The 20,514-nt window shown below is 71.1% G+C and carries 29 protein-coding genes and 4 tRNA genes; 9 read left to right on the top strand and 24 right to left on the bottom strand.

The features are described 5' to 3' along the window. Positions 1-23: 23 nt before the first annotated feature. Complete coding sequence (locus ABD733_RS02280; RefSeq protein WP_344793419.1) at positions 24-548, bottom strand: P-loop NTPase family protein; 525 nt, start codon at positions 546-548, stop codon at positions 24-26. 128 nt (positions 549-676) lie between these two features. On the opposite strand from ABD733_RS02280, the gene ABD733_RS02275 reads away from it, so the two are divergent. Then, positions 677-1,513, top strand: a complete 837-nt coding sequence (locus ABD733_RS02275) for an alpha/beta fold hydrolase (RefSeq protein WP_344793418.1) — start codon at positions 677-679, stop codon at positions 1,511-1,513. 82 nt (positions 1,514-1,595) lie between these two features. Here the strand turns inward: ABD733_RS02275 and ABD733_RS02270 are convergent, their stop codons facing one another. The 3 genes from ABD733_RS02270 to ABD733_RS02260 are packed head-to-tail and all read right to left on the bottom strand — an operon-like array spanning position 1,596 to position 3,221. Beyond that, positions 1,596-1,850 (bottom strand): hypothetical protein, encoded by a 255-nt coding sequence (locus ABD733_RS02270; protein WP_344793417.1) that lies wholly within the window; start codon positions 1,848-1,850, stop codon positions 1,596-1,598. 34 nt (positions 1,851-1,884) lie between these two features. Next, positions 1,885-2,319: a RidA family protein gene (locus ABD733_RS02265; protein WP_344793416.1), complete on the bottom strand. Its 435-nt coding sequence runs from the start codon at positions 2,317-2,319 to the stop codon at positions 1,885-1,887. Positions 2,320-2,366: 47 nt separating this feature from the next. Beyond that, complete coding sequence (locus ABD733_RS02260; protein WP_344793415.1) at positions 2,367-3,221, bottom strand: PHP domain-containing protein; 855 nt, start codon at positions 3,219-3,221, stop codon at positions 2,367-2,369. A gap of 101 nt (positions 3,222-3,322) precedes the next feature. Between ABD733_RS02260 and ABD733_RS02255 the strand changes: the two genes are divergently transcribed. The 3 genes from ABD733_RS02255 to ABD733_RS02245 are packed head-to-tail and all read left to right on the top strand — an operon-like array spanning position 3,323 to position 4,841. Beyond that, positions 3,323-3,916: a hypothetical protein gene (locus ABD733_RS02255; RefSeq protein ID WP_344793414.1), complete on the top strand. Its 594-nt coding sequence runs from the start codon at positions 3,323-3,325 to the stop codon at positions 3,914-3,916. Positions 3,917-3,922: 6 nt separating this feature from the next. Then, on the top strand, positions 3,923-4,441 hold the full coding sequence (locus ABD733_RS02250) for a tetratricopeptide repeat protein (protein ID WP_344793413.1): 519 nt from the start codon (positions 3,923-3,925) through the stop codon (positions 4,439-4,441). Positions 4,442-4,499: 58 nt separating this feature from the next. Continuing rightward, positions 4,500-4,841, top strand: a complete 342-nt coding sequence (locus ABD733_RS02245; RefSeq protein WP_344793412.1) for a DNA translocase FtsK — start codon at positions 4,500-4,502, stop codon at positions 4,839-4,841. Between the two features lie 13 nt (positions 4,842-4,854). Here ABD733_RS02245 and ABD733_RS02240 read toward each other — a convergent pair whose 3' ends face one another. From ABD733_RS02240 to ABD733_RS02220, 5 genes are all read right to left on the bottom strand, one after another. Continuing rightward, the gene (locus tag ABD733_RS02240) at positions 4,855-5,406 is read right to left on the bottom strand and encodes a GNAT family N-acetyltransferase (RefSeq protein WP_344793411.1); all 552 of its coding nucleotides are present in this window, start codon (positions 5,404-5,406) and stop codon (positions 4,855-4,857) included. Between the two features lie 76 nt (positions 5,407-5,482). Continuing rightward, positions 5,483-6,091: a DUF1349 domain-containing protein gene (locus ABD733_RS02235; protein WP_344793410.1), complete on the bottom strand. Its 609-nt coding sequence runs from the start codon at positions 6,089-6,091 to the stop codon at positions 5,483-5,485. Continuing rightward, positions 6,088-6,711 carry a cation efflux transmembrane domain-containing protein gene (locus tag ABD733_RS02230; protein ID WP_344793409.1) on the bottom strand — a complete coding sequence of 208 codons (624 nt, stop codon included), beginning with the start codon at positions 6,709-6,711 and terminating at the stop codon, positions 6,088-6,090. The genes ABD733_RS02235 and ABD733_RS02230 overlap by 4 nt, the downstream gene beginning before the upstream one ends. A 31-nt stretch (positions 6,712-6,742) precedes the next feature. Further along, positions 6,743-6,928, bottom strand: coding sequence for a hypothetical protein (locus ABD733_RS02225; RefSeq protein ID WP_344793408.1), 186 nt, complete (start codon positions 6,926-6,928; stop codon positions 6,743-6,745). 163 nt (positions 6,929-7,091) lie between these two features. Next, positions 7,092-7,793, bottom strand: coding sequence for an ANTAR domain-containing protein (locus tag ABD733_RS02220; RefSeq protein ID WP_344793407.1), 702 nt, complete (start codon positions 7,791-7,793; stop codon positions 7,092-7,094). A gap of 389 nt (positions 7,794-8,182) precedes the next feature. Between ABD733_RS02220 and ABD733_RS02215 the strand changes: the two genes are divergently transcribed. After that, positions 8,183-8,380 carry a hypothetical protein gene (locus tag ABD733_RS02215; RefSeq protein WP_344793406.1) on the top strand — a complete coding sequence of 66 codons (198 nt, stop codon included), beginning with the start codon at positions 8,183-8,185 and terminating at the stop codon, positions 8,378-8,380. Between the two features lie 200 nt (positions 8,381-8,580). Further along, positions 8,581-8,715 carry a hypothetical protein gene (locus tag ABD733_RS02210; protein ID WP_344793405.1) on the top strand — a complete coding sequence of 45 codons (135 nt, stop codon included), beginning with the start codon at positions 8,581-8,583 and terminating at the stop codon, positions 8,713-8,715. Positions 8,716-8,798: 83 nt separating this feature from the next. Here the strand turns inward: ABD733_RS02210 and ABD733_RS02205 are convergent. The 3 genes from ABD733_RS02205 to ABD733_RS02195 form a co-directional block, all read right to left on the bottom strand. Continuing rightward, positions 8,799-8,870: transfer RNA gene (locus ABD733_RS02205), tRNA-Val, on the bottom strand. Between the two features lie 43 nt (positions 8,871-8,913). Further along, positions 8,914-8,984, bottom strand: a tRNA-Cys gene (locus ABD733_RS02200). A gap of 36 nt (positions 8,985-9,020) precedes the next feature. Next, positions 9,021-9,092: transfer RNA gene (locus ABD733_RS02195), tRNA-Gly, on the bottom strand. Between the two features lie 148 nt (positions 9,093-9,240). On the opposite strand from ABD733_RS02195, the gene ABD733_RS02190 reads away from it, so the two are divergent. Continuing rightward, positions 9,241-9,313: transfer RNA gene (locus ABD733_RS02190), tRNA-Val, on the top strand. Positions 9,314-9,403: 90 nt separating this feature from the next. On the opposite strand, the gene ABD733_RS02185 is transcribed toward ABD733_RS02190, so the two are convergent. From ABD733_RS02185 to ABD733_RS02160, 6 genes are all read right to left on the bottom strand, one after another. Then, entirely contained in the window at positions 9,404-10,135 is a 732-nt protein-coding gene (locus ABD733_RS02185; RefSeq protein ID WP_344793404.1) for an FAD:protein FMN transferase, read from the bottom strand. Continuing rightward, positions 10,132-10,695, bottom strand: a complete 564-nt coding sequence (locus ABD733_RS02180) for an FMN-binding protein (protein ID WP_344793403.1) — start codon at positions 10,693-10,695, stop codon at positions 10,132-10,134. The genes ABD733_RS02185 and ABD733_RS02180 overlap by 4 nt, the downstream gene beginning before the upstream one ends. Then, positions 10,692-12,131: a ferredoxin reductase family protein gene (locus ABD733_RS02175; protein ID WP_344793402.1), complete on the bottom strand. Its 1,440-nt coding sequence runs from the start codon at positions 12,129-12,131 to the stop codon at positions 10,692-10,694. Before ABD733_RS02175 ends, ABD733_RS02180 begins: the two co-directional genes overlap by 4 nt. A gap of 99 nt (positions 12,132-12,230) precedes the next feature. After that, a complete protein-coding gene (locus ABD733_RS02170; protein ID WP_344793401.1) occupies positions 12,231-13,664 on the bottom strand; it encodes an ATP-binding protein in 1,434 nt (477 codons plus the stop codon). Beyond that, positions 13,661-14,350: a response regulator transcription factor gene (locus ABD733_RS02165; protein WP_344793400.1), complete on the bottom strand. Its 690-nt coding sequence runs from the start codon at positions 14,348-14,350 to the stop codon at positions 13,661-13,663. The genes ABD733_RS02170 and ABD733_RS02165 overlap by 4 nt, the downstream gene beginning before the upstream one ends. A 35-nt stretch (positions 14,351-14,385) precedes the next feature. Then, on the bottom strand, positions 14,386-15,117 hold the full coding sequence (locus ABD733_RS02160) for a VIT1/CCC1 transporter family protein (RefSeq protein WP_344793399.1): 732 nt from the start codon (positions 15,115-15,117) through the stop codon (positions 14,386-14,388). Between the two features lie 157 nt (positions 15,118-15,274). Between ABD733_RS02160 and ABD733_RS02155 the strand changes: the two genes are divergently transcribed. Then, positions 15,275-15,724, top strand: a complete 450-nt coding sequence (locus ABD733_RS02155) for a hypothetical protein (protein ID WP_344793398.1) — start codon at positions 15,275-15,277, stop codon at positions 15,722-15,724. A gap of 53 nt (positions 15,725-15,777) precedes the next feature. Then, positions 15,778-17,112: an APC family permease gene (locus ABD733_RS02150; RefSeq protein WP_344793397.1), complete on the top strand. Its 1,335-nt coding sequence runs from the start codon at positions 15,778-15,780 to the stop codon at positions 17,110-17,112. Here ABD733_RS02150 and ABD733_RS02145 read toward each other — a convergent pair. The 6 genes from ABD733_RS02145 to arfB form a co-directional block, all read right to left on the bottom strand. Next, positions 17,086-17,331, bottom strand: a complete 246-nt coding sequence (locus ABD733_RS02145) for a CBU_0592 family membrane protein (protein ID WP_344793396.1) — start codon at positions 17,329-17,331, stop codon at positions 17,086-17,088. The genes ABD733_RS02150 and ABD733_RS02145 overlap by 27 nt on opposite strands. 105 nt (positions 17,332-17,436) lie before the next feature. Next, positions 17,437-17,805 (bottom strand): VOC family protein, encoded by a 369-nt coding sequence (locus ABD733_RS02140; RefSeq protein WP_344793395.1) that lies wholly within the window; start codon positions 17,803-17,805, stop codon positions 17,437-17,439. A gap of 27 nt (positions 17,806-17,832) precedes the next feature. Then, on the bottom strand, positions 17,833-18,624 hold the full coding sequence (locus ABD733_RS02135) for a COG4705 family protein (protein ID WP_344793394.1): 792 nt from the start codon (positions 18,622-18,624) through the stop codon (positions 17,833-17,835). After that, the gene (locus ABD733_RS02130; protein ID WP_344793393.1) at positions 18,621-19,250 is read right to left on the bottom strand and encodes a DedA family protein; all 630 of its coding nucleotides are present in this window, start codon (positions 19,248-19,250) and stop codon (positions 18,621-18,623) included. Before ABD733_RS02130 ends, ABD733_RS02135 begins: the two co-directional genes overlap by 4 nt. Then, positions 19,247-19,987, bottom strand: coding sequence for a phosphatase PAP2 family protein (locus tag ABD733_RS02125; RefSeq protein WP_344793392.1), 741 nt, complete (start codon positions 19,985-19,987; stop codon positions 19,247-19,249). Before ABD733_RS02125 ends, ABD733_RS02130 begins: the two co-directional genes overlap by 4 nt. Before the next feature lie 49 nt (positions 19,988-20,036). After that, the gene (arfB, locus tag ABD733_RS02120) at positions 20,037-20,459 is read right to left on the bottom strand and encodes an alternative ribosome rescue aminoacyl-tRNA hydrolase ArfB (protein WP_344793391.1); all 423 of its coding nucleotides are present in this window, start codon (positions 20,457-20,459) and stop codon (positions 20,037-20,039) included. Positions 20,460-20,514 lie beyond the last annotated feature (55 nt).

The raw sequence follows: 20,514 nt of genomic DNA, 5'->3' as shown, positions 1-20,514 counted from the left end.
AATCGAAAGCCCCGGCAATTTTTTCATGCACTAGCGCGACGGCAGAAGTCGCGGATGGCGCGAGTGCCGCTCAGTCGGACCTTCGGCAGGTCGGTCTCGGCGAACACGGCGGCTCGACGGCGCCGCGCGGCCCCGCTCTGGCCGACGATGAACCGAACCCGCTCCCAGGTGAGGGTGTCGCCACCGCCGAGATCGCCGACGCGGGGGTGTCTCTCGACCGTGGACGAGCGGTGGACGTTCCGGAGGAGGCTCGTCGGAGTCGACACCTCGAGCAGGATCAGCCCCGTGGCGCGCTCGAGCCTCGACTCCAGCCACCGCGAGTAGTTGCCCTCGATCACCCACCGCTCCTCGGCGACGGCGGCCGCGTGCAGGGCTTCGAACTCGGGGTCCGGTCGCACGACCCACCGCGAGCCCGGGACATGGCGCAGCTGGTCGAGATGGACCACGGGAAGCCCGCGGGCCTGTCCGAGGGCTGCCGCAAGGGTCGACTTGCCGCTCGCCGACTGCCCGAGGATGCAGATGCGCTCTCCGAGGTCGGTCGGGTCCATGGCTTCGACAGTAGGTCGTCGCGCGTCGTCGCGGGAATCGTCAGCGCTTGGACGACTGAGCGGGCAGCACGCCGAGCACCACTTCTCACCCCTCGCCGACGACACCGGGTGCGAGTACCTTGGCGGCCATGACAGCAGAGCAGCTCTCGATCCCCACGCCCGACGGCACCGCGATCGCGGCGACGCGTCGACACGGCACCGGCCCGACCGTCCTCCTCCTGCACGCCGGTGTCGCCGACCGACGCGCCTGGGACACCGTCGCCGCCGACCTCGAGGAAGACGGCTTCGACCTCCTCAGCTACGACCGCCGCGGCTACGGCGACACCGCGGCGGCAGCGGAGGGTTCGTCGTTGACGCACGTGGACGACCTCCTGACCGTCCTCGACTTCGCCGGGGTCGGCAGGGCCTTCCTGGTCGGCAACTCGATGGGCGGCGCACTGGCCCTCGACACCGCGCTGCTGCATCCCGACCGGGTGGCGGGCATCCTGCTCGTCGGCGCGGCGGTCAGCGGCATGACCGACGACGACACCCCGTTCGACTGGAAACTGGACGACGCCTCCGCGCCTCTGATGGAGACCGCCGAGGACTCCGACGCGCCGCTCGACGCCCGGATCGACGCCCTCGCCCACCTCTGGCTCGACGGTCCCGCGGCTCCGGCGGGCCGGGTGAGCGGTGCGCCGCGGGAGCTCTTTCGGTCGATGAACCGCCGGATCCTCGAGGTCGCAGCCCCCGACTCCGCGGGCGACGCCGGGGTCGACGCCTGGACGAGGCTCGACGAGCTCCAGGTGCCGGTCACCGCCGCCTGGGGCGACCTCGATGTGCCGTGCGACGTGCCCTTCTACGAGGAGACCGTGCGCAGGCTCGGCCAGGGGCCTGCCCGCATCCTGCCCGGCACCGCGCACCTCCCCGGCCTCGACCAGCCCACGGTCGTCGCCGGGCTCGTGCGGGAGCTCGCGGGCCGCTGACCATCGCTGCACCGCGGCAGGCGGAGCCGCTCGGGAGCGCTTCCTGTCCGAGCCGCACGCAGTCGCCCGCGTTCGCGAGCCGTCAGCGGCGCCGGCGCCGTCGCCAGCGCACGAAGTCGAAGGCGACAGCCGCCACCAGGATCGCGAGACCCCCAGCGACCAGCGCACCGAGCGGCAGGTGGAGCACCTCCGTCGCCACGAACACCGCGGCCCAGCCGAGTAGGATGCAGCTCAGCCTCGTCAGGACCGACCTCGGCGAACCCCACGGCGATCGCTCGGGGATCGCGTCGTCGGCGCGCACCGGCGCCATCGGAGGGATGCCCTGCTGCTCGGTCACAGCCGAAGCATGGCAGACGCCCGGTCCGCACCGCTCACGCAGGATCCCGGACGGCCGCCACAGCCTCGATCTCGACCAGCTGATCCTCGTAGCCGAGCACGGTCACCCCGAGGAGGGTGCTCGGCACGTCGTGGTCGCCGAACGCCTCGCGGACGACCGACCACACGGCGCCGAGATCGGCACGGTCCGAGGAGGCCACCAGGATGCGCGTGCTCACGATGTCTGCGAGGCCGGCTCCCGCATCCTGCAGGACGCTTCTCAGGTTCTCGAGGCACTGCACGGCCTGCGCGGCGAAGTCGCCGACCCCGACTGTCGCTCCGGCCGGGTCGAGCGGGCACGACCCCGCGAGGAAGATCAGACGGCTGCCGGGCGCAACGCTCGCCGCGTAGGCGTACTCGGTGCCGAACAGCGTGTCGGAGCGGTGGAGGGCGACGGCCGGTCCCGTCGCCGAGTCGGATGGCTGCGTCATGGCCGCAGTCTGCCAGAGGAGCAGGCCAGGCCGAGGCGGACACAGGATCAGCGCCGCCAGAAGTCCTCGGGACGAGCTCCGGGCCGGAAGCCGAACGACTCGAGCATCGCGGTGGCCTCGGGGAAGTTGGCGGCGAGGTTCTCGGGCACGTGCGCGTCGCTCCCGAAGGTGACGGCCCGGCCGCCCTCCTGCGCCCACCACTCGGGGATCCACGACCACAGCCGCCGCGTGTTCATCTCCAGGGCCCGGCCGGACGAGGCGATGGCCCGCATGCCGGCGCGGAAGCCGTCCTCGAAGCGGCGGGGGTCGAACGGCCCGGCCGTGAGCGTCGGCCACGCCCGCACGGCGTAGTCGATGTGGGTGAAGACAGCGAAGCTGTCGGATCCTGCGACCATCCGCGGGATCTCGTCGAGGTACGCGCGCATCACGGCGTCGGGGCTCTCGTGGCGGTAGAGCGTCGTCGGCTCGCTGCGGTCGCCGTCATCGCCGAGCGGGAGCATGTGGAGGCTGCCGTTGACCCGGTCGATGGCCCCGGACGAGAGCAGCGGGTGGGCTTCGGCGTCCCAGAGGTGCGGCTGCCCGAACTCGACCCCGGTCAGGATGCGGAGCTCCTCGAACTCCCGCCGGCACCGCTCGATGGACTCCAGGTAGCCGTCGACGTCGAAGGGCGGGAGGCGGACGTGACCGGTCGCGTCGACGAGCGATCCGGCGTGCTCGCCCATGTCGCCGTCGTCGACCTTCCAGGAGTCCTCGAAGTCGAGGTGCTCGGTGAAGATCAGGGCCGGGAGGCCGATCGCGACCGCGCGCTCGCACGTGCGCCGCATGCGGCCGGGGGAGGCGGGGTCGGAGCCGCTGTCCCACGACCACTCGCTGTGGACGTGCGCGTCGGCGGGAAGCGTCATGGGTGTCATGCTTCCACAGCCGCGGCGACGTCGGTCGTGTCGGTGCCCGCGCGCCAGCTAGCGTTGTCCTGACCGATCTGCACCGACCGTCCGGAGACAGCATGCCCGTGGACCAGTGGTACGACGACGCGACCCAGGAGGCCGCGACGGCGCGCGTGCTCCAGCGGCTCTTCACGAACCCGGGCGACAAGTCGGTGTTCCGGGTGGTCTCCGACGAGTTCAGCGTCGACGAGAGGTCGCTCCGCGCCTGGGTCGAGGCTGCGAGCCCGACCGCGGCGCTGTCGAAGAAGAAGGCGCGGCCGAAGTTCTCGCCCGTCGTCCGGACACGTATCGAGCCGCGGGACGACGAGGTCGAGGTGCCGGAAGGCGAGGGCGACGCTGAGCCCGATGACGACAACGAGGGCGACGGCGAATCCGAGGTCGATTTCGAGCCGGTCGAGGAGGCGGCGGTCGACGAAGCGCCCGCGGAGCCCGAAGCCGTCGCCGAAGAGGAGCCCGAGGTCCCGGTCGAGGTGCAGGAGCAGACCCTCGACGATCCGGCGGAGGACGAGGCGGCTGATCCTGCGCCTGAGACCGACGCGCGAGCCGACACCGACGTGGCCGGGCGCGTGGCCGAGCTCGAGGCCGAGGCTGCCAGGCTGCGAGGTCACATCGAGGCCTACAAGGGTGCGCTCCGGGCGCTCCTCGACGACTGACCGCTCGTGACGCGCGCCCTCGACGACGAGCTCGACCGGATCTTCGCGGCACGCGACCGCGACGACATGGCTCCGACCATCGCGGCGCTGCTCCCGCTGGCGGAGCGACACCCCGACGATGCACGAGTGCTCTACGAGCTCGGCGGCGCGTACGACACGGCGGGCGAGGAGGCCACGGCCGTCGGCCTCTACGAGCGCGCGCTCGACGGGGGGCTCTCGGGTGACCTCCGCCAGCGCTGCCTGCTGCAGTACGGCAGCACGCTCCGCAATCTGGGCAGGATCGACGAGTCGCTCGCCGTCTTCGAGCGGGCGCGGGCGGAGTTCCCCGCGTCTCTCGCCCTCGGGGCGTTCGAATCGCTGAGCCTCCACGCCGGCGGCCGTGCCGATGCGGCCCTCGCGAATGTGCTGAGGCTCCTCGCCGACCACGTCGACGACCAGGGTCTCGACCGCTACCGGCCTGCGCTGCGCGGCAACGCCGACTACCTCGACTCGCTCGACGGGGGCACTGAGCTGCCGTCTCCGTGACGCTCAGCGTCCCGAACTGGGGAGTTCGACCGGCGCGCCGCATCCGTAGCCTCGAGCAATGGGGATCAGAGACGCACTGCGCAGGATCCTGCGCCCGAGCGACCCGGTCGGGGGACCGGCCGCTCCCGACGAGCCTGCCGCGAGGAGCGTCGACACCGCGCTCATCATCGAGGCGGCGCGGCTCGTCGTCACGACCAGGACGGCGACGAGGGCCCTCCTGATGCGTCAGCTCTACGTCACCGACGAGGTGGCGGAGAGGCTGCTCGCGCGGCTGGAGCACTGCGAGATCGTCAGCGCCGGCCACGGCCGTGAGCGGCGCCGCGTCCTGACGACGGCGGGCCAGCTGCCTGCTGTGGTGGCGGAGTTCCGGCGGCGCGATGGCGCCGAGCCTGTCGGGTAGGGGCGGATCCTGCTCAAGGAGATCTGCTGGCGATGATGCGCTGGTAGAGCCGATGATCCTGCCACCGGCCTGCGATCTGCAGGTACTCCGACGCTGTCCCGATCTCGGAGAACCTGCACCGACGCAGGACCGCCTGAGAGCCGGCGTTGTGCACGAGCGTCGCAGCTTGGAGGCGATGAAGTCGGAGTTCGTCGCGCGCGAGGACGATCACGGCCTGCAGCGCAGCGGTCATCAGCCCTCGACCGGAGAACCGCGAGTCGATCCAGTAGCCGAGATTGCCGCTCTGGAACGCCCCTCGCACGATCCCTGTGACGTTGACGCGCCCCACGATGCGTGGCCCTTCGGCGAGAACGAAGGGGCTTGCTGATCCTGAATCCGCCTCCGTCAGGACCCCTTCGATCTGCCTGAGCTGAGCGATATCGGAGAAGAACTCCGCCGAGCGCTCGGGCTCCCACGGCGCGAGGTGCTCGCGATTCTCTCGATAGGCACGCGCGAGCGCCCCGGCATCCGATGCCCTGAGCGGGCGCAGGAACACACTCTCACTCAGGGTCAGCTCGGAGGTCACTTCGAGACCCTAGCGTCACCCGATCGGCAGCGCGCCTGCCGACCGGTGAGGCGGAGGTGAGAGGGGCGGATCCTGCTCAGCTGCCGTCTCGCAGGTCGGACGGCACCGTCGTCGTGTACGCGATCTCGTCGAAGGCGGCCGTGCAGGCGTCGCCCGTCGGAGCCTGCGACAGGAAGCCGACCCGGAACGGACCGGGGCTGCTGAGCCGGAACAGGCGCACGAACCGCCAGACTCGGCCGTCCTCCGACGAGTGGAAGGCCCAGCCGTCGCCCGTCCGGACCACGCGGAGGAAGACGAAGTCGCCTTCGACGAGCTGGGAGTTGCAGTCGTCCGAGAACACGTCGGTGACGACGGAGACGACCATCGGCTCGCCCTGCGGCGAGAACTCGAAGCAGATCTTCGCCCAGTGGTCGTCGTCGGCCCAGATGGCGAGCACCCCGGCGTCGAAGGTCGAGCGCTCGGAGAGCACGCGCACCCGCGCGGAGAGGGCGAAGTCGCCGTCGGCCACGAAGCCGAGGGCCGTCGCAGCCTGCTGCTGCGGACCACCGAGGGCGTCGTTGGTCCAGTCGACGCCGGGCTCGGAGGTCATCGTCAGGACCGAGCCTGCGGCCGACTCGTCGATGTCGGCGGCACCCTCCGCGCCGGTCCAGGCGAGAGGCGGGAGTCCTGGGATCTGCAGTGTCATGCCTCGACGCTAGCGGAGGAGCCGGACCGGAAGATCTCGACGGCCTCGCGCACCGCGTAGAACACGATGACGTAGCCGGCCACGGGGTCCGCCCACCACCAGCCGAGCGCCGCGTCGAGACTCAGCCCGACCAGGACGGCGACGGCGAGCAGGCCGTCGACGAAGGTGACGCGGCCCTCGGTCGCGAGGACCGGATTCCCGAGCGCCCGGCCGGTGCGGGCCTTGCCGGTGGCGAGGGTGAACATGACGGCGGCAGTGATCGCCGTCCAGACGATCCCGCCGCCGCTGGACCCGGCGTGATGACCGGTGGCCAGCGCGACGGTCGACTGGATCGAGAGGTAGAGGGCGAGCGCCACGAAGGCCGCGCCGATCAGCCGGAGGGCCCGCCGCTGGCGATCCTGGCCGGTCCCGGCGAGCTCCCACAGCACCACCGTGCTCGCGCCGATCTCGATCAGGCTGTCGAGACCGAACCCGACGAGCGCGACCGACGACGAGGCGAGCGCCAGGATCGCGAGCACCACCACGCCCACGATGTTCCAGGCGAGGGTCACGACCTCGAGCCCCACGCCGCGGCGGTGGAGCATCCGGGAGCGCTCTTCGGTCGGCGGCGTGACGGTCATGCAGGCATCCTGGCAGATGCCGGCCAGGCGGCTAGGAGGCCGCCCGCAGCACCTGCAGCCTGGACTGCTCCTTCGGGCCGAAGACGATCCCGAGCACGGCGTGACCCGGCGGCACGGAGTCCTCCAGGATCTTCTTGAGGGACGCGCGGGAGGAGCGCTGCTCCTCGACGCGGCCGATGCTGCCGTCTGACTGCCGGTAGAGGATGTAGCCGTTCATGAGGGTTCCTGATCGCGAAGAGCGGCACGTGGTCGCTGGGGGAGGGCGATCAGGGTCCGGGCCGCTCTGTGTCGTGCTCGTCCATGGTAGGTCGGTCGGACAGGATGCGACCGGGTGTTCGTCCGAGGCGTAGTGCGGCCCGAGATGCCCGGCCCGGGTGCGACTACCGCGCGCCGGTCTCGATCACCTGGCGCGCGACATCCTGCAGTCGTCGCTGTGTCGTCCGCGCCTGGCGCCGGAGCACGGTGAACGCCTCGTCCATCGAGACGCCGAGCCGCTGAGCGAGGAAGCCCTTCGCCTGCTCGATCACCACGCGGCTGTCGAGGGCGTGCTGGAGCTGCTCGTTGAGGGCGCGACCCTCCGCGATCTCCTGCTGCTGCAGGATGCTCAGGATCGCGGCATCCGCGAGCGTCTGGACGAGTGCGGCATCCCGGTCGGACAGGTGCCCGGGCTCCTTCGAGAACAGGCAGACCGTGCCGAGAGTCCGGCCGCGGAGACGCATCGGTGTGGCGAGCACGGCGCGGAAGCCGCGCTCCTCGGCCACGCGCGTGAACGTCGGCCACTCGGCGCGCTTCTCCGCCAGGTCGGCGACCTCGAGCGCCTCGCCCGTGGCGACGCAGTCGATGCAGGGACCCTCCCGCGTGCCGAGCTGAGCCTCCTCGACGTCCGCGGTCCGCGCGCTCGTCGATGCCATGACGTGCAGGCCTCCGTCGGCGTCGACCAGGACGATGCCGCCCTCGGAGGCCGAGGTGTAGGCGGTGCTCGTCTGGACGAGGCCGTTGAGGGTGTCGAGGAGGTCGTCGGTCGCGGCGTCTCCGGCGAGGCCGCGGAGCACGTCGCCGAGGTCAGGCTGCGAAGCGGGCATGCCTCCACGGTAGACGGACCATCCTCCGGATGCTCTGCCTTCGCTGAGACGCTTGTCACCCGGCCGCTAGGGCCGGTATTGGTCGGGGCGCTTGTAGGCGGCTACGGCGCCATCCTGGTCGAATGTCTTCGCTCCGGACATTCCGCCGACCGTCTTCGCAATGAGGACAGCGAGCCTGCCGGCGAGCCTCGCGATGAACCTGACAGCGCGCATCACGCCCCCTTTTCGTCAGGATCACGGTAGCCCTCCTCCACCCGCTGCACCAGGGTCAACGCCGCCGGGCCCGGGACGAAGCCTGCGGAGTCAGGAGTTCACTTGCGCGTGCCGACCCGCCGGGACGACACTGAGGCGTCGGCCTCGGAGTCGACGACCCGGGGGAGGGACCTGACGTGATCGCACTCATCGTGCTGGCGGTACTGATCTTCGCGATCGGCCTGGTCATCGGCATCGCCATCGGTCGGCGGCGTGGCGGCCACGACGACGAGACGACGAGCACTCCCGACGACTTGCTGCGGGCCGATTCACGCCAGGCCGAGCGTGAGGACGTCGCCCGCGGCCGGGGTGCGAACACGGGCTTGAACTTCTGAGGCAGAGGTCCGATGGACCGGCCGAAGCGCTCGAAACCATGCCGGGGTGCCCGAGCCGAGGCAGTCAGCACGGATGGAACGCAGCCCCCACCGACCCGGAACGCAAGTCATGACTGACAATGACGCGGCACAGGCGGCATTCGGATCGCTCTTCGAGCGCGAGCCCGAGCGCTGGGAACTGCGGGTCGATCGGCTGTGGCATGAGCGACGGCAGCATCGACACGAAGTGGTGGGCCACGATCGGCGAGGCGCTTCTGGTCGATCGGTGGGCGGCTGCCAACCCCGACCGCGCGAACCGATTCGGTCGGGAGCGTCCCGATCCCCGCTACCCCTGAGGTTCGGGAAGCTGATCGCGGGGGCTCGCTCGTAGAGCATCTGGACAACAAAAAACCCCCGGCGAGCCGGGGGTTTTTCTCTGTGAGCGATACTGGGATCGAACCAGCGACCTCTTCCGTGTCAGGGAAGCGCGCTACCGCTGCGCCAATCGCTCAGGCTATTCAGTTTGAACCAACCAAGTGTAAACCCTGGCTGTGAGGTGGGGACGGGATTTGAACCCGCGTAAACGGCTTTGCAGGCCGGTGCCTCGCCTCTCGGCCACCCCACCCTGAGGAGCAGGGCCCCCCTGGTGAGCTTTCACTCGAGCGGATGACGAGATTCGAACTCGCGACCCTCACCTTGGCAAGGTGATGCGCTACCACTGCGCCACATCCGCATTGTTGTTGCTTTTCTTTCGCATCTCTGCGACGTCCAGAACTCTATCCGAGTCTGGAGCGGAGTACAAACTGAGCTATCTTCGTGTTCGAACGCTTTCCCGATTCGGTCCAGAAGGCCTTCGTCCAGTAGGATCATCGAGTCCGAAAGGGCGATTGGCGCAGTTGGTAGCGCGCTTCCTTCACACGGAAGAGGTCATCGGTTCGAGTCCGGTATCGCCCACAGTGTTCTCTGTTCGGCCTTCGGCCGACACATTCGCGGTTCGGCTTCCGGCCGCTATGAGTCTTCGGTTCGGCCTTCTGCACCTGCGCGTCACACGACCCAGCCCCGCGCAGCCGGCGTCGCCCGCGCAGCACCCTCGAGGTCGAACGTGATCACGTCGACGTCGAAGCCGCCGCAGATCCGGTCGAGGTCCGAGCCGTCACCGGCAGCGATCGCAGTGGCCAGCACATCCGCCGTGACGATGTCGTCGGCGACCACGGTCACCTGGCAGAACCGCTCGCCCCCTCGACGCCACAGGTGTTGGCCGCGCTCGGCCGTTCCCGACGTCGCGACCGCTCGCCTGCTGCCCGTGAGGTCCACCAGGGCTGCAAGCCGGTCTCGGTGCGCAGGATCGACGACCCCCACCTTCCAGTCCGCCCCCTCGTCGAGGCCCCGCCCGAGGATGTCCCCGCCGACCGCGAGCAGGAAGTCCGGGTGCTCCCGCGCGAGCAGCACCCCGGCCTCCTCCATCGCGAGGGCCTTCACGACACCCGACAGGTCGACGACGCCGTCGGGGCGGTGCGGGGTGAACGCGCCACCCGTCCGGCTCCGCCAGTCGAGCGCGAGGGCGTAGGCGTCGAGGATCTGTGCGCCGGAGGCCGACAGGGCGAGCTCGCCACGCGCGATCCTGCTCAGGGGAGACGCCTCGTCGTAGAGGCTGAAGGTCTCGTCGTGACGGCGGAAGACCGCCTCGACCGCCTCGAGATCCTGCGCCGAGGGAGCAGGCCCGTCGACCCGGAGGCTGGCGACGGTGCCCATGGTTGAGAAGACGTGCGTGGTCACAGTCCGGCCTTGTCGATCGCGGCCTGCAGAGACGTCGTGTAGCCCTCGCTCGTGTACGTCGCACCGCTGACCGACTGGATCGACGCCGACTGCGCGCTCAGGGCCTCCGTGCGCAGGATCGGGGCGGCGTAGTTGCTGATCTCGACCGAGCGGCCGCCGTCATTCGTCAACTGCAGCGCCGTCACGTCGGTGATGGTCCCGCTCTTGACGGTGATCTCGACCTGGACCGGACCGAACTGCGTCTCGACCGTCGTGCCCTGGAAGGTGCCCGAGACCGTGGACGCGGAGGAGCCGGAGGACGACGACCCGGAAGAGCTCGATCCCGAAGAGCTCGACGATCCCGACGATCCCGACGATCCCGACGATCCCGACGATCCCGAGCCTGTCGACCCCGACGATCCCGAGCCGCTCGACCCGGACGATCCCGTCGATCCCGACGTGCCACTCGCGCTCGGCGTGGTCACCCGCGTCGCCGCCACCTGTCCCGCACCGATCTGCCAGCCGACGACGAGGACTGCCGCCGACGTGACGATCCCGCCTGCGATCGCGCGTGCTCTCATGACTCGAACCTCTCCTGGTGGATCTGGTGCTCGGGGACTCCCGCGAACCGGGCGTCGCGGGCGACGAGGTCGGCCCAGGGCTGCGGGCCGCAGATGTAGAGGTCGGACTCGAGCAGGTGCGGGAACGTCGACGTCAGGGTGACTCCGCGGCGGAGGTCGTCCTCCGACTGCCAGGCGTCGAGCCGGGACGGGCGTCGCCCGACCATCGCGAACACCTCGCTGTCGGTGGCTCGCGCGAGAGCCGCGACCTCGTCCCACAGGTAGGTGGACGACCGGTCGGAGCCGCGGAGCAGGACCGTCGCCTCGCCGGGGCGGAGGTCCGAGTGCTCGAGGAGGGATCGGACCGGCGTGATGCCGATCCCGGAGGCGACGAGGGCGAGGTAGGGGGCGGTGCGGGCGCGCTTTGTGAACAGACCGTACGGCCCCTCGAGGGAGACGGCCGTGCCCGGCCGCAGGGAGCCGAGCCTGCGGGATCCTGCGCCGAGGTCGCGGACCGTGATGCGAGCGCTGTTCCGTTCGGGCACCGCCGAGAACGAGACGGGGTGGGCGTGGAACCAGGTCTTCGCGGTCCAGAAGCGCCAGATGCCGTACTGGCCGCCCTCGACGCCGAGCCGGGCGAGGTCGCGGCCCTGGAGATGGATCGAGAAGACCCCCGGGGCGATCGTCTCGACCGCCGTCACGCGGATCCGGTGGCGGAACGTGACCACGAGGGGCAGCGCGAACCGGTAGACGACCACGGCGGCCAGGGCCACGACGTAGAGCGCGATCCAGTAGACCCGTTGCCAGGTGCCGGAGGCGAGGACGCTCCCGACGCTGAGCTGGTGGGGGAGCGCGACGGCGACGGCGGCGTAGCTGAGCAGGTGGATCGCCTGCCACGCCTCGTACGGCATCCTCCGGCGGACCGCTACCAGCGAGGTCACGACGACCGCGATGAAGAGGCCGAGCGACAGGTAGGCGAGCGGCATGTCGTCGAGAGTCGTGAAGAGCGAGATCGTCTCGCCGACGGGGTTCGTGCGGTCGCTGAGCCCGTAGCCGATCGTGATCAGGAGGCCGTGCACCAGGATCAGGTAGAGGACGGGCTTTCCGAGGGAGCGGTGGACAGCGATCGCGCGATCCTGCCCGAAGACGCGGTCGACGAGCGGCACGCGGGCCGCCAGCAGGATCATGACCAGCACGAGATCGGTGGCGACGAGCCCCGCGACGATGCCGATCCCGGTCACGACCGAGGCCGCGCTCGTGAGATCGTGCGCTCCCGGCGAGGCGAGGTAGAGGCCCGCGGCTGCGGCCGCGGACGCCCAGACCGACACGGTGAGGAGGTCCGCGACCGCGCTCCGGCGACGGTATGCGCGACGGTTGCGCCTCCCGGCGGCCTCGGGCGTCACTGCGGGCGGGCGGGGGATCCGGGCTGTGGCGGCGCGGTCGACCATGGTCGTCATGGAGTCCTCCTTCGCGACGGCTGGGCGCCGTCGTCCCCCCATCGTCGGATCCTCACCTTTCGGGGCGCTGGTGGAATCGGGCCTCGGTGATTCGAGAACTCACATCTGGGGGAGCTCGACGACCGCGACCGCTCCGCCGTCGGCCCCGTTGACCAGAGAGGCGCGACCGCCGGCCCGCTCAGCGAGACCGCGCACCAGGGTGAGGCCGAGCCCTGAGCCACCGCGGATCCTGCGCCTCGACTCGTCGGCCCGGGTGAAGCGGTCGAACGCGACGGGCAGGAACTCCTCCGGCACACCGGGCCCGTCGTCGGAGACGGACAGCCGGATCAGCCCGCCCTCCTGCGCGAGGACGACCCGGACGACGCCGTCCTCGGGCGAGAACGTGACCGCGTTCCCGATCAGGTTGTCGGCGATCCGGCCGAAGGCGACCGGGGCGACCGCGTACTCGTGCCCGGTGTCCGTGACACCATCGACGTCGAACTGGACCTCCACGCCGCCGTGCCCCGGGGCGACCCGGGCGCGGTCGACGGCGTCGAGCGTCTCGGCGACCAGGATCTCGGCGGTCGTCCGCAGGCCGGCGCCCTCGGGCTCGCCCGGCTGCTCGAGCCGGGAGAGCTCGAGGAGCGTCGTCGTGAGATCGGTGAGTCTCGCCACCGACCGCTCCGCGGCGACGATCTCCCGCTCGAGAGCCTCCGCGTCGCCGAACGAGCGGTGCGCGAGCTCGAGTCTCGCGGTGAGCGCCGCCAGAGGCGTCCGGAGTTCGTGACTGGCGTCGGAGACCATCTGGCGCTCGTGGTCGGCACTCGCACGCAGCCGGGCGATGAACGCGTTGAGGGTGGTGGCGAGCGTCGAGAGCTCGTCGCCCGCGCTCGAGACCGGCAGCGCCTGACCGCTGTCGCTGCGGCTGAGGCTCTCGGCCGAGCGCACGAGTTGTCGCACGGGCCGGAGCGACAGGCTGCTGAGGAGCCAGGCGGCCCCGCCGAACGCCACGAGCGCGACCAGGAGTCCGATGAGGAGCGACCGGTCGAGAGCGGCGATCGTGAGATCGCCCGAGGTGGTGCTCCGTGCCGCCCAGAGGGTGAACTGCCCCTCGGAGGTGGTGAGGTGCTGCTCGACGACGACGTAGGTCGTCCCGTCGCTCGTCACGCGACGGGTGGGAGCCTCGCCCGATCGGCCGCCCCCTCTCCCGCCCGACGGCGCCTGCAGCTCGAACTCGGGGTCGTGCAGGTCGCGGTCGTCGAGGTTCTCCTGGAGCTCTCTCGGGAGCGAGTCGATCAGGAAGCCCGACTTCTCCGACCGGACCGCGATGAGCACGCCCGTCGCAGGATCGTCGGGCTTCTCGGCCGGGTTCTTCTGGAGGTCGCTGAGGTACGGCTCGATGTCGCTCCTGGCGAGCGTCTCCTCGCTCGCCGAGGTCGTCGCCCGGATCTGGTAGGCGAGCAGGGCGGCCACGCCGGCGAGGACGATCGCTGCGACGAGGAGGCTGCCGAGGGTGATCCTGAGCTGGATCGGCAGCGCGCGGATTCGCCTCACTCGGCACCCGGGGCGACGCAGCGGTAGCCCACGCCCCGCACGGTCGCGATCGACACGCTCGATCCTGCGGCCGCCAGCTTCTTCCGCACGTAGCTGACGTACTGGTCGACGATCGTCGGGTCGAAGTGCTCGGCCGAGCCCCACACCTCCGCGAGGATCTCGGCCCGGCTGCGTGGCTCCGGCGCCGACCTGGCGAGGTGGCGGAGCAGCGAGAACTCCTTGAGGCTGAAGGCGACCGGTCGCCCGCCGATCCGGGCGCGGACGGCGGAGGTGTCGAGAGAGAGGTCTCCCAGCTCGACGAGGGGGGCGGCGGTCGGAGCCGCCGCGCGCCCACGGAGCTGAGCCCGGAGACGCGCCTGCAGCTCGGCGAGCGAGAACGGCTTCGTGAGGTAGTCGTCGGCGCCGGAGTCGAGCCCGAAGATCCGATCGTCCACGGCGTCTCGAGCGGTGACCAGGATCACGGGGAACGTCTTCTCGGCCTGCCGCAGCCGCCGGCAGATCTCGAACCCCGTCATCTCCGGGAGCATCACGTCGATGGCGGCAGCGTCGAAGTCGGTGCCGCTCGCCGCGATGAGCGCCGTGACGCCGTCGCCGACGCTCGTCACCTCGTGCCCCTCGGCGGTCAGGCTGTCGGCGACGAGTCCGCGCATCTCGACGTCGTCCTCGACCAGCAGGATCCTCGCCATCGGCGCCTCGCTCTCTCGACCGCTCCGGCCGTCGGCTACGCCACGCCGCCGGTGTGGAGGAGCATACCGACCAGGAACGTCGCGGCCAGTGCGAGCGCCCCTCCGATCACGACCCGGACGGTCGCGTGGGTCTTCGAGCCTCCGCCGATCCTGGCGCTCAGGGCGCCGGTGAGGCCGAGCGCGATCAGGACCGCGGCGAAGGTGACCGGGACCCGCACGCCGGGCGGCGGCAGCAGCATCGCCAGCAGGGGCAGGATCGCGCCCACCGTGAAGGCCAGCGCCGATGCCGCGGCGGCGTGCCACGGGCTCACGACGTCGTCCTCGTCGATGTTGAGCTCCATGGCGAGGTGCGCCTGAAGGGCGTCCTTCTCGGTCAGCTCGCGGGCCACCGTCTCGGCGGTGGACCGGCTGAGCCCCTGCGCCTCGTAGAGCTGCGTCAGCTCCTCGAGCTCGGCCTCGGGGTCGTCCTGCAGCTCGACGCGCTCCTTGTCGATCAGGGCCCGCTGGCTGTCGCTCTGGCTGCTGACCGACACGTACTCGCCGAGTGCCATCGAGATCGCGCCTCCGACGAGGCCCGCGGTACCGGCGGTGGCGATCGCACCGGTGGACGTGGTCGCTCCGGCGACGCCGACGACGATGGCGGCGACCGACACGATCCCGTCGTTCGCGCCGAGGACGCCGGCTCGGAGCCAGTTGAGTCGACCGGCGATTCCGGCGGCGTGGGGTTCGTCCGATCGGGCGGCGAGGACTTCTTCGGGAGTGGACATGAGACGACCCTCTCTCCGGATCGCGAGCCGCGCCAGCATGGTTAGCCTGGCCTGAGCCCGGAATCCCCGGGCAGTCGGCGCTCACATGTGAGGATTCGAATGTGCGGGGGTGCGTTCGCAGGGTGCTCGCGGGACCGCACCGCCTAGCGTCAGGCTCATGACGACCCCCACCACGCGCCGCCCGGTCCCCGCTCGGCCCACCTCCTCCGCCTCCGCCCGGAAGACCTTCGCGATCGTGACCGGGATCGCGGTCCTGTTCATCTTCGTGCAGTCGATCACCGCGGGCACCTTCATCGAGGACGGTCTGCCGGAGAGCGCCAAGAACACCTGGACCGACGTGCACGGCTTCATCGCGTACCCGGTGATGGTCTTCTCGCTCCTCGCGGCGATCGTCGCCTTCCGCGGCCTCCGCGGGTCGGGCGCCGTGCCGCTCATGGCCGGGCTCCTCTTCGTCGCCACGGTCGTCCAGTGGCTGTCCGGACACGCCATCTCGACCCTCGGCATGGACTGGGTCACCCCGTTCCACGTCGCCCTCGCATTCGTCGTCTACGGAATCGCCATCTGGCTCTCGATCGCGTCCGCACGGCTCCGTCGCGAAGCCGTCTAGGGCTCGAGAGCCCCGCCGCAGGGGGTTCACGCCGCTCCGCTAGTGTTCGCCGCATGACGACGGCACCGGCCGCCCTGCAGCGGCGACTCCACCTCCGAGACGCGGTCGTGATCGGTCTCGGCTCGATGATCGGAGCCGGCGTCTTCGCGGCGTTCGCGCCGGCCGCTCGAGCCTCCGGGCGGGGGCTCCTCGTCGGGCTCCTGATCGCGGCGGTCGTGGCCCTCTGCAACGCGACGTCGTCGGCGCAACTCGCTGCGCGCTACCCGGAGTCCGGCGGCACCTACGTCTACGGCCGCCGGGTCCTCGGCGAGTGGTGGGGCTTCCTCGCGGGCTGGTCGTTCGTCATCGGCAAGACCGCCAGCTGCGCCGCGATGGCCCTCGTCTTCGCCTCCTACGCCGTGCCGACCGCGTGGCAGCGGCCCACCGCGATCGCAGCCGTGATCGTCTTGGCCGCGGTCAACTCCCGGGGTGTGACGAAGACCGCACGGCTTGCCGCGCTCCTCGTGACCGTGAGTCTCGCGGTCCTGGTGCTCTTCGTCGCGGCGGGCGCCGCGGGCGGGCTGCCGCACGCGTCCGAGAGCCTCGCCCTCACGCGCCCCGCTGCCGGGGGACCGGGCGACGGCCTCCTCGCGGCCGGACCGTACGGGATCCTGCAGGCCGCCGGCCTCCTGTTCTTCGCCTTCGCGGGCTACGCGCGCGTCGCGACCCTCGGCGAGGAGGTGGTCGATCCGGTGCGGACGATCCCGCGCGCGATCGTCGTCGCCCTCGCAATCACGGTGGTGGTCTACGCGGCCGTCGCCGTGACCCTGCTCGGAGCGCTCGGCGCCCGGGCTCTCGGAGACTCGACCTCGCCCCTGGCGGATGCCCTGACGGCCGCAGGATCACCGGCCCTCGTACCGCTGATGCGGGTCGGCGCCGCCGTGGCGTCGCTCGGGGCGCTCCTCGGGCTGATCGCCGGCATCGGCCGGACGTCGCTCGCCATGGCCCGCGAGGGCGACCTGCCGCGCTGGCTGGCCGCTGTCCACCCGCGCTTCGGCGTGCCGCACCGCGCGGAGCTCGCCCTCGCGGCCGTCGTGACGGTGCTCCTCGTGGTCTGCGACCTGCGCGGCGCGATCGCGTTCTCGTCGTTCGGCGTGCTGCTGTACTACTTCGTCGCCAATGTCGCAGCGCTCCGGCAGCCCGCGCCGGAGCGTCGGTATCCGCGCGCCCTGGCCGCTGTGGGTGCGGTGCTCTGCGTGATCCTGGTCGCGACGGTGCCTCCGGTCGGGATCGTCGCGGGGGTCGCCGTGCTCCTCGTGGGAGTGGTGTCGCGTGTCGTCATGCAGCGACGGGTCACGCGGAGACGGGCGGCACGGAGAGGCTCAGACCCGCTCCGGGACCCGTCGTGACACGCGCACGAGCTCGACGGCCGAGACGACCGCCCACACGCCCTCGAGCAGGAGGAAGCCCCACTGCTCCTCGAGGACCGCGTCGACGGCCAGCGCGCCCGACCCGAGAGTGTTCGCTGCGAGGTACCGCTTCGACTTGAGGTCGAGCACGCCCCATTGAGCGAGGGCGAAGCCGGCCAGGACGAGCAGAGAGCCTGCGAGTTGGATGACGAGAGACACGGCGGTGCTTCCTGGTTCGCCGTCGTCGTGCCGGGTACGGTGCCTGTCGTCCGGGATCCGGGCCTCCGCCCGATCGCCGAGGACGCTAACAGACCGACCTGGGCATCACCGGTCGATCTGCTGGAGGGCCCACGAGTTGCCGTCGGGGTCGGCGAAGTAGGCGTAGCTCACACCACCGCCGACGGGCACGACCTCGGAGACGTCGACGCCGCGACCGGCGAGCTCGCTCCGGGCGGCGGCGATGTCGTCGACCACGAGGTGCAGACCGGTCACCGGAGGGCCGGCAGGATCGCCCATCCCGGTGCCGATGACGATCGAGCACGCCGATCCCGGGGGAGTGAGCTGGACGACGCGCATGCCGTTCCCGGGCTCGACGTCGTGGTCGAGGACGAATCCGACCTGGTCGACGTAGAAGGCCTTGCTCCGATCGACGTCGCGGGCCGGGAGGGGGACGAGCTCGAGACGCATCTGCATACCCGGCACCCTACCGATCCTGCGCCCTCAGGCGACGGCGACAGGCGACCGGCGCCGCCGCACCGCGAGCACGCCCACGAGCACCGCGATGGCCGCGAGGAGCACGAGGCTCACCGGGCCGGTGCCCCAGCCGAGGCCGCTCCTGGCCTGCGAGACCCCCATCCAGTCGGCGAACGACGCACCGATCGGGCGGGTGAGCACGTAGGCCGACCAGAAGGCGAAGACCGGCCCCCAGAGGCGGAGGGCGAGGCCGAGCGGCGAGAGGCCCAGGACGACGACGAAGACGATGCCGGACGCAAGGTAGCCGAGGTGCAGGGTCGACGCGGTCAGGTCGCCGACCGCCGTACCGAGGGCGAAGGTCGCCAGGACAGCCGCCCAGTAGAAGCACTCGCGGCGGCGCGACGTGATGCTGTGGATCGACAGCGTGCCCTCCGAGCGGCGCCAGAGCACGAAGACGACCGCCAGGATCACCGCGAACGCCGGTGCCGAAACGGCGTACGGCACGCCGACTCCCACGTGCAGGACGTCGGCGCACATCGTCCCGAACACGCTGACCATCAGCACGGCCGCCCAGTAGAGGACGGGGCGGTGGCGATCCGACCGGAGCTGCAGCCACATCGCCACGACGAACCCCACCAGGCCGATCCCGACGCCCACGACAGGATCGAGGTGCGTCACCAGGAAGTCGGACGACGTCTCGCCCGCCCCGGTCGTCAGCAGCTTGACCGCCCAGAAGAGGGCCGTGATCTCGGGCACCTTCGAGCTCGCGAAGGTCCTGCCCCGGGCCTCGGTGAGCGTGAACCAGCCGCTCGTCGTCATCGGTCGCTCTCGACGTCGCTCGTCCTGCGGCTCTTCCGGTAGCGCAGGATCCCGCTGATGACGATCGGCAGGATCGAGACGATCACCACCAGGATCGCGAGGATGTCGATGTGCGAGGCGACGAACGGGATCTTCCCGAGCACGACTCCGAGGATGCTCACCGCCGCGGTCCAGAGCGCCGCCCCGGTGAGGTTCCAGACGAGGAAGGACCGGTAGCGGTAGAGGCTCGCGCCCGCCGCGAGAGGCACGTAGGTGCGGACGACCGGGACGAACCGGCCGAGGATCAGGGCCGGCCCGCCGTACCGGGCGAAGAACGCCTCGGCCTCGTCGAGGTACCGGGTCTTCAGGACGCGCGCGTCGGGGCGGAAGAGGCGGCGTCCGAACCGGTGACCGAGGAGGTAGCCGACCTGGTCGCCCGCGGCCGCGGCGACGAACGCGACGACGATCACGGCCCAGACGGGCACGTGGAGGACTCCACTGGAGGCGAGGAGCCCGGCCGTGAACAGGAGCGAGTCGCCGGGGAGGAACGGGAACAGGAGGCCGGACTCGACGAAGACCATCGCGGCCAGGCCGATCAGGGCGACCGGACCGAGGGACGTCAGGAACGCCTGGGGATCGAGGATCACGCGGAGGTCCTCTCGCGGGTGCTCCCGGCGAGGCGCGCCGGAACCCGGGGCAGCGCGTACCGGTCGACGAGGTGCAGGACCGCCGGGGTCACGGCGACGGACCAGACGACGCTCGCGATCACGTCGGAGGGGTAGTGGACGCCGTCGGCGACCAGGCTGAACGCGACGACGAGCACGGCCACGAAGCCGATGACGGTCACGGTGCCGCGGTGGACGCTCCGTCTCGCCAGGAGGAAGAACGTCACGGCGAGCGTCGCCACGAAGACCATGTGCCCGCTCGGGAACGAGGCGTCGGCCGGCGCGATCCCGAGCGGGTTCGTCAGGACCGCGTGGTCGGGGCGGGGCCGCTCGACGAGCATCTTCACGATGTCGCTCGAGAGCCAGGTGACCGCGACCGTGACGGCGAAGACCGCCGCCACGCGGAGGTCCTTCGTGACGACCCAGAGCACTCCCACGATCACGACGGTCAGCACGACCGCCGAGACCGGGCTGAACACGCGGTAGACCCCCGCGCCGACGGCGCCGAGGAGTCCCGTGTGGAGCGCGTTGAGCGCCTCGACCCCTCGGAGGTCGGCGCGCGTCATCCACCCGGTCTTCGCGATCAGCAGCCCGAAGACGGTGACGAGCACCGCCGCGGCGACACCGAGAGTCACGGTCGCGCGCGGCGTCCGACTCGGCAGGAGGAGGGCGGGGACGGTCTCCTGGCGGAGGTCTTCGGTGGATCGATGGGTCGGCATGCCGCGAGCCTCGCCCGGGCACCCTCAGAAACCGCCAAGACCGACCGGATCAGTCGAGGGGCGGGCGCCGCCGCTGCTGCTTCGTCGCCGAGCGCTCGCCCTTCGCCGCAAGCCGGCGACGGTCCGAGCCGCGCGTCCTCCGGGTCGGGCGTCGAGGCGGTCCGGGGGGCGCGAGCGCCTCGGCGACCAGGGAGCCCAGCTTCACGAGGGCGCTCTCGCGGTTGCGGAGCTGCGACCGCTGCTCCGACGACGTGACCGTCACGACACCGCCGATCAGCCGACCCGAGAGCCGGTCCCGCAGGATCGCGCGCTGCTCGTCGGTGACGACGGCCGACTCCCCGAGATCCCACGAGAGCTGCACGCGGCTGTCGGACGTGTTGACGTGCTGCCCGCCGGGACCGGACGACCGGGAGAACCGCCAGCGGAGCTCCGCCTCGGGGATCGTGAGTGCCGGTGTCACCTCCAGGTCCATGCCACCAGCCTCGCACGAGCCGCGGACGAGTGCAGGCCAGGCTGGGACGGCTGCA

Source organism: Frondihabitans peucedani, assembly GCF_039537585.1.
Lineage (GTDB): Bacteria > Actinomycetota > Actinomycetes > Actinomycetales > Microbacteriaceae > Frondihabitans > Frondihabitans peucedani.
The sequence above is the reverse complement of the archived record's forward strand: the minus strand, read 5'-3'. Positions and strand labels throughout refer to the sequence as shown.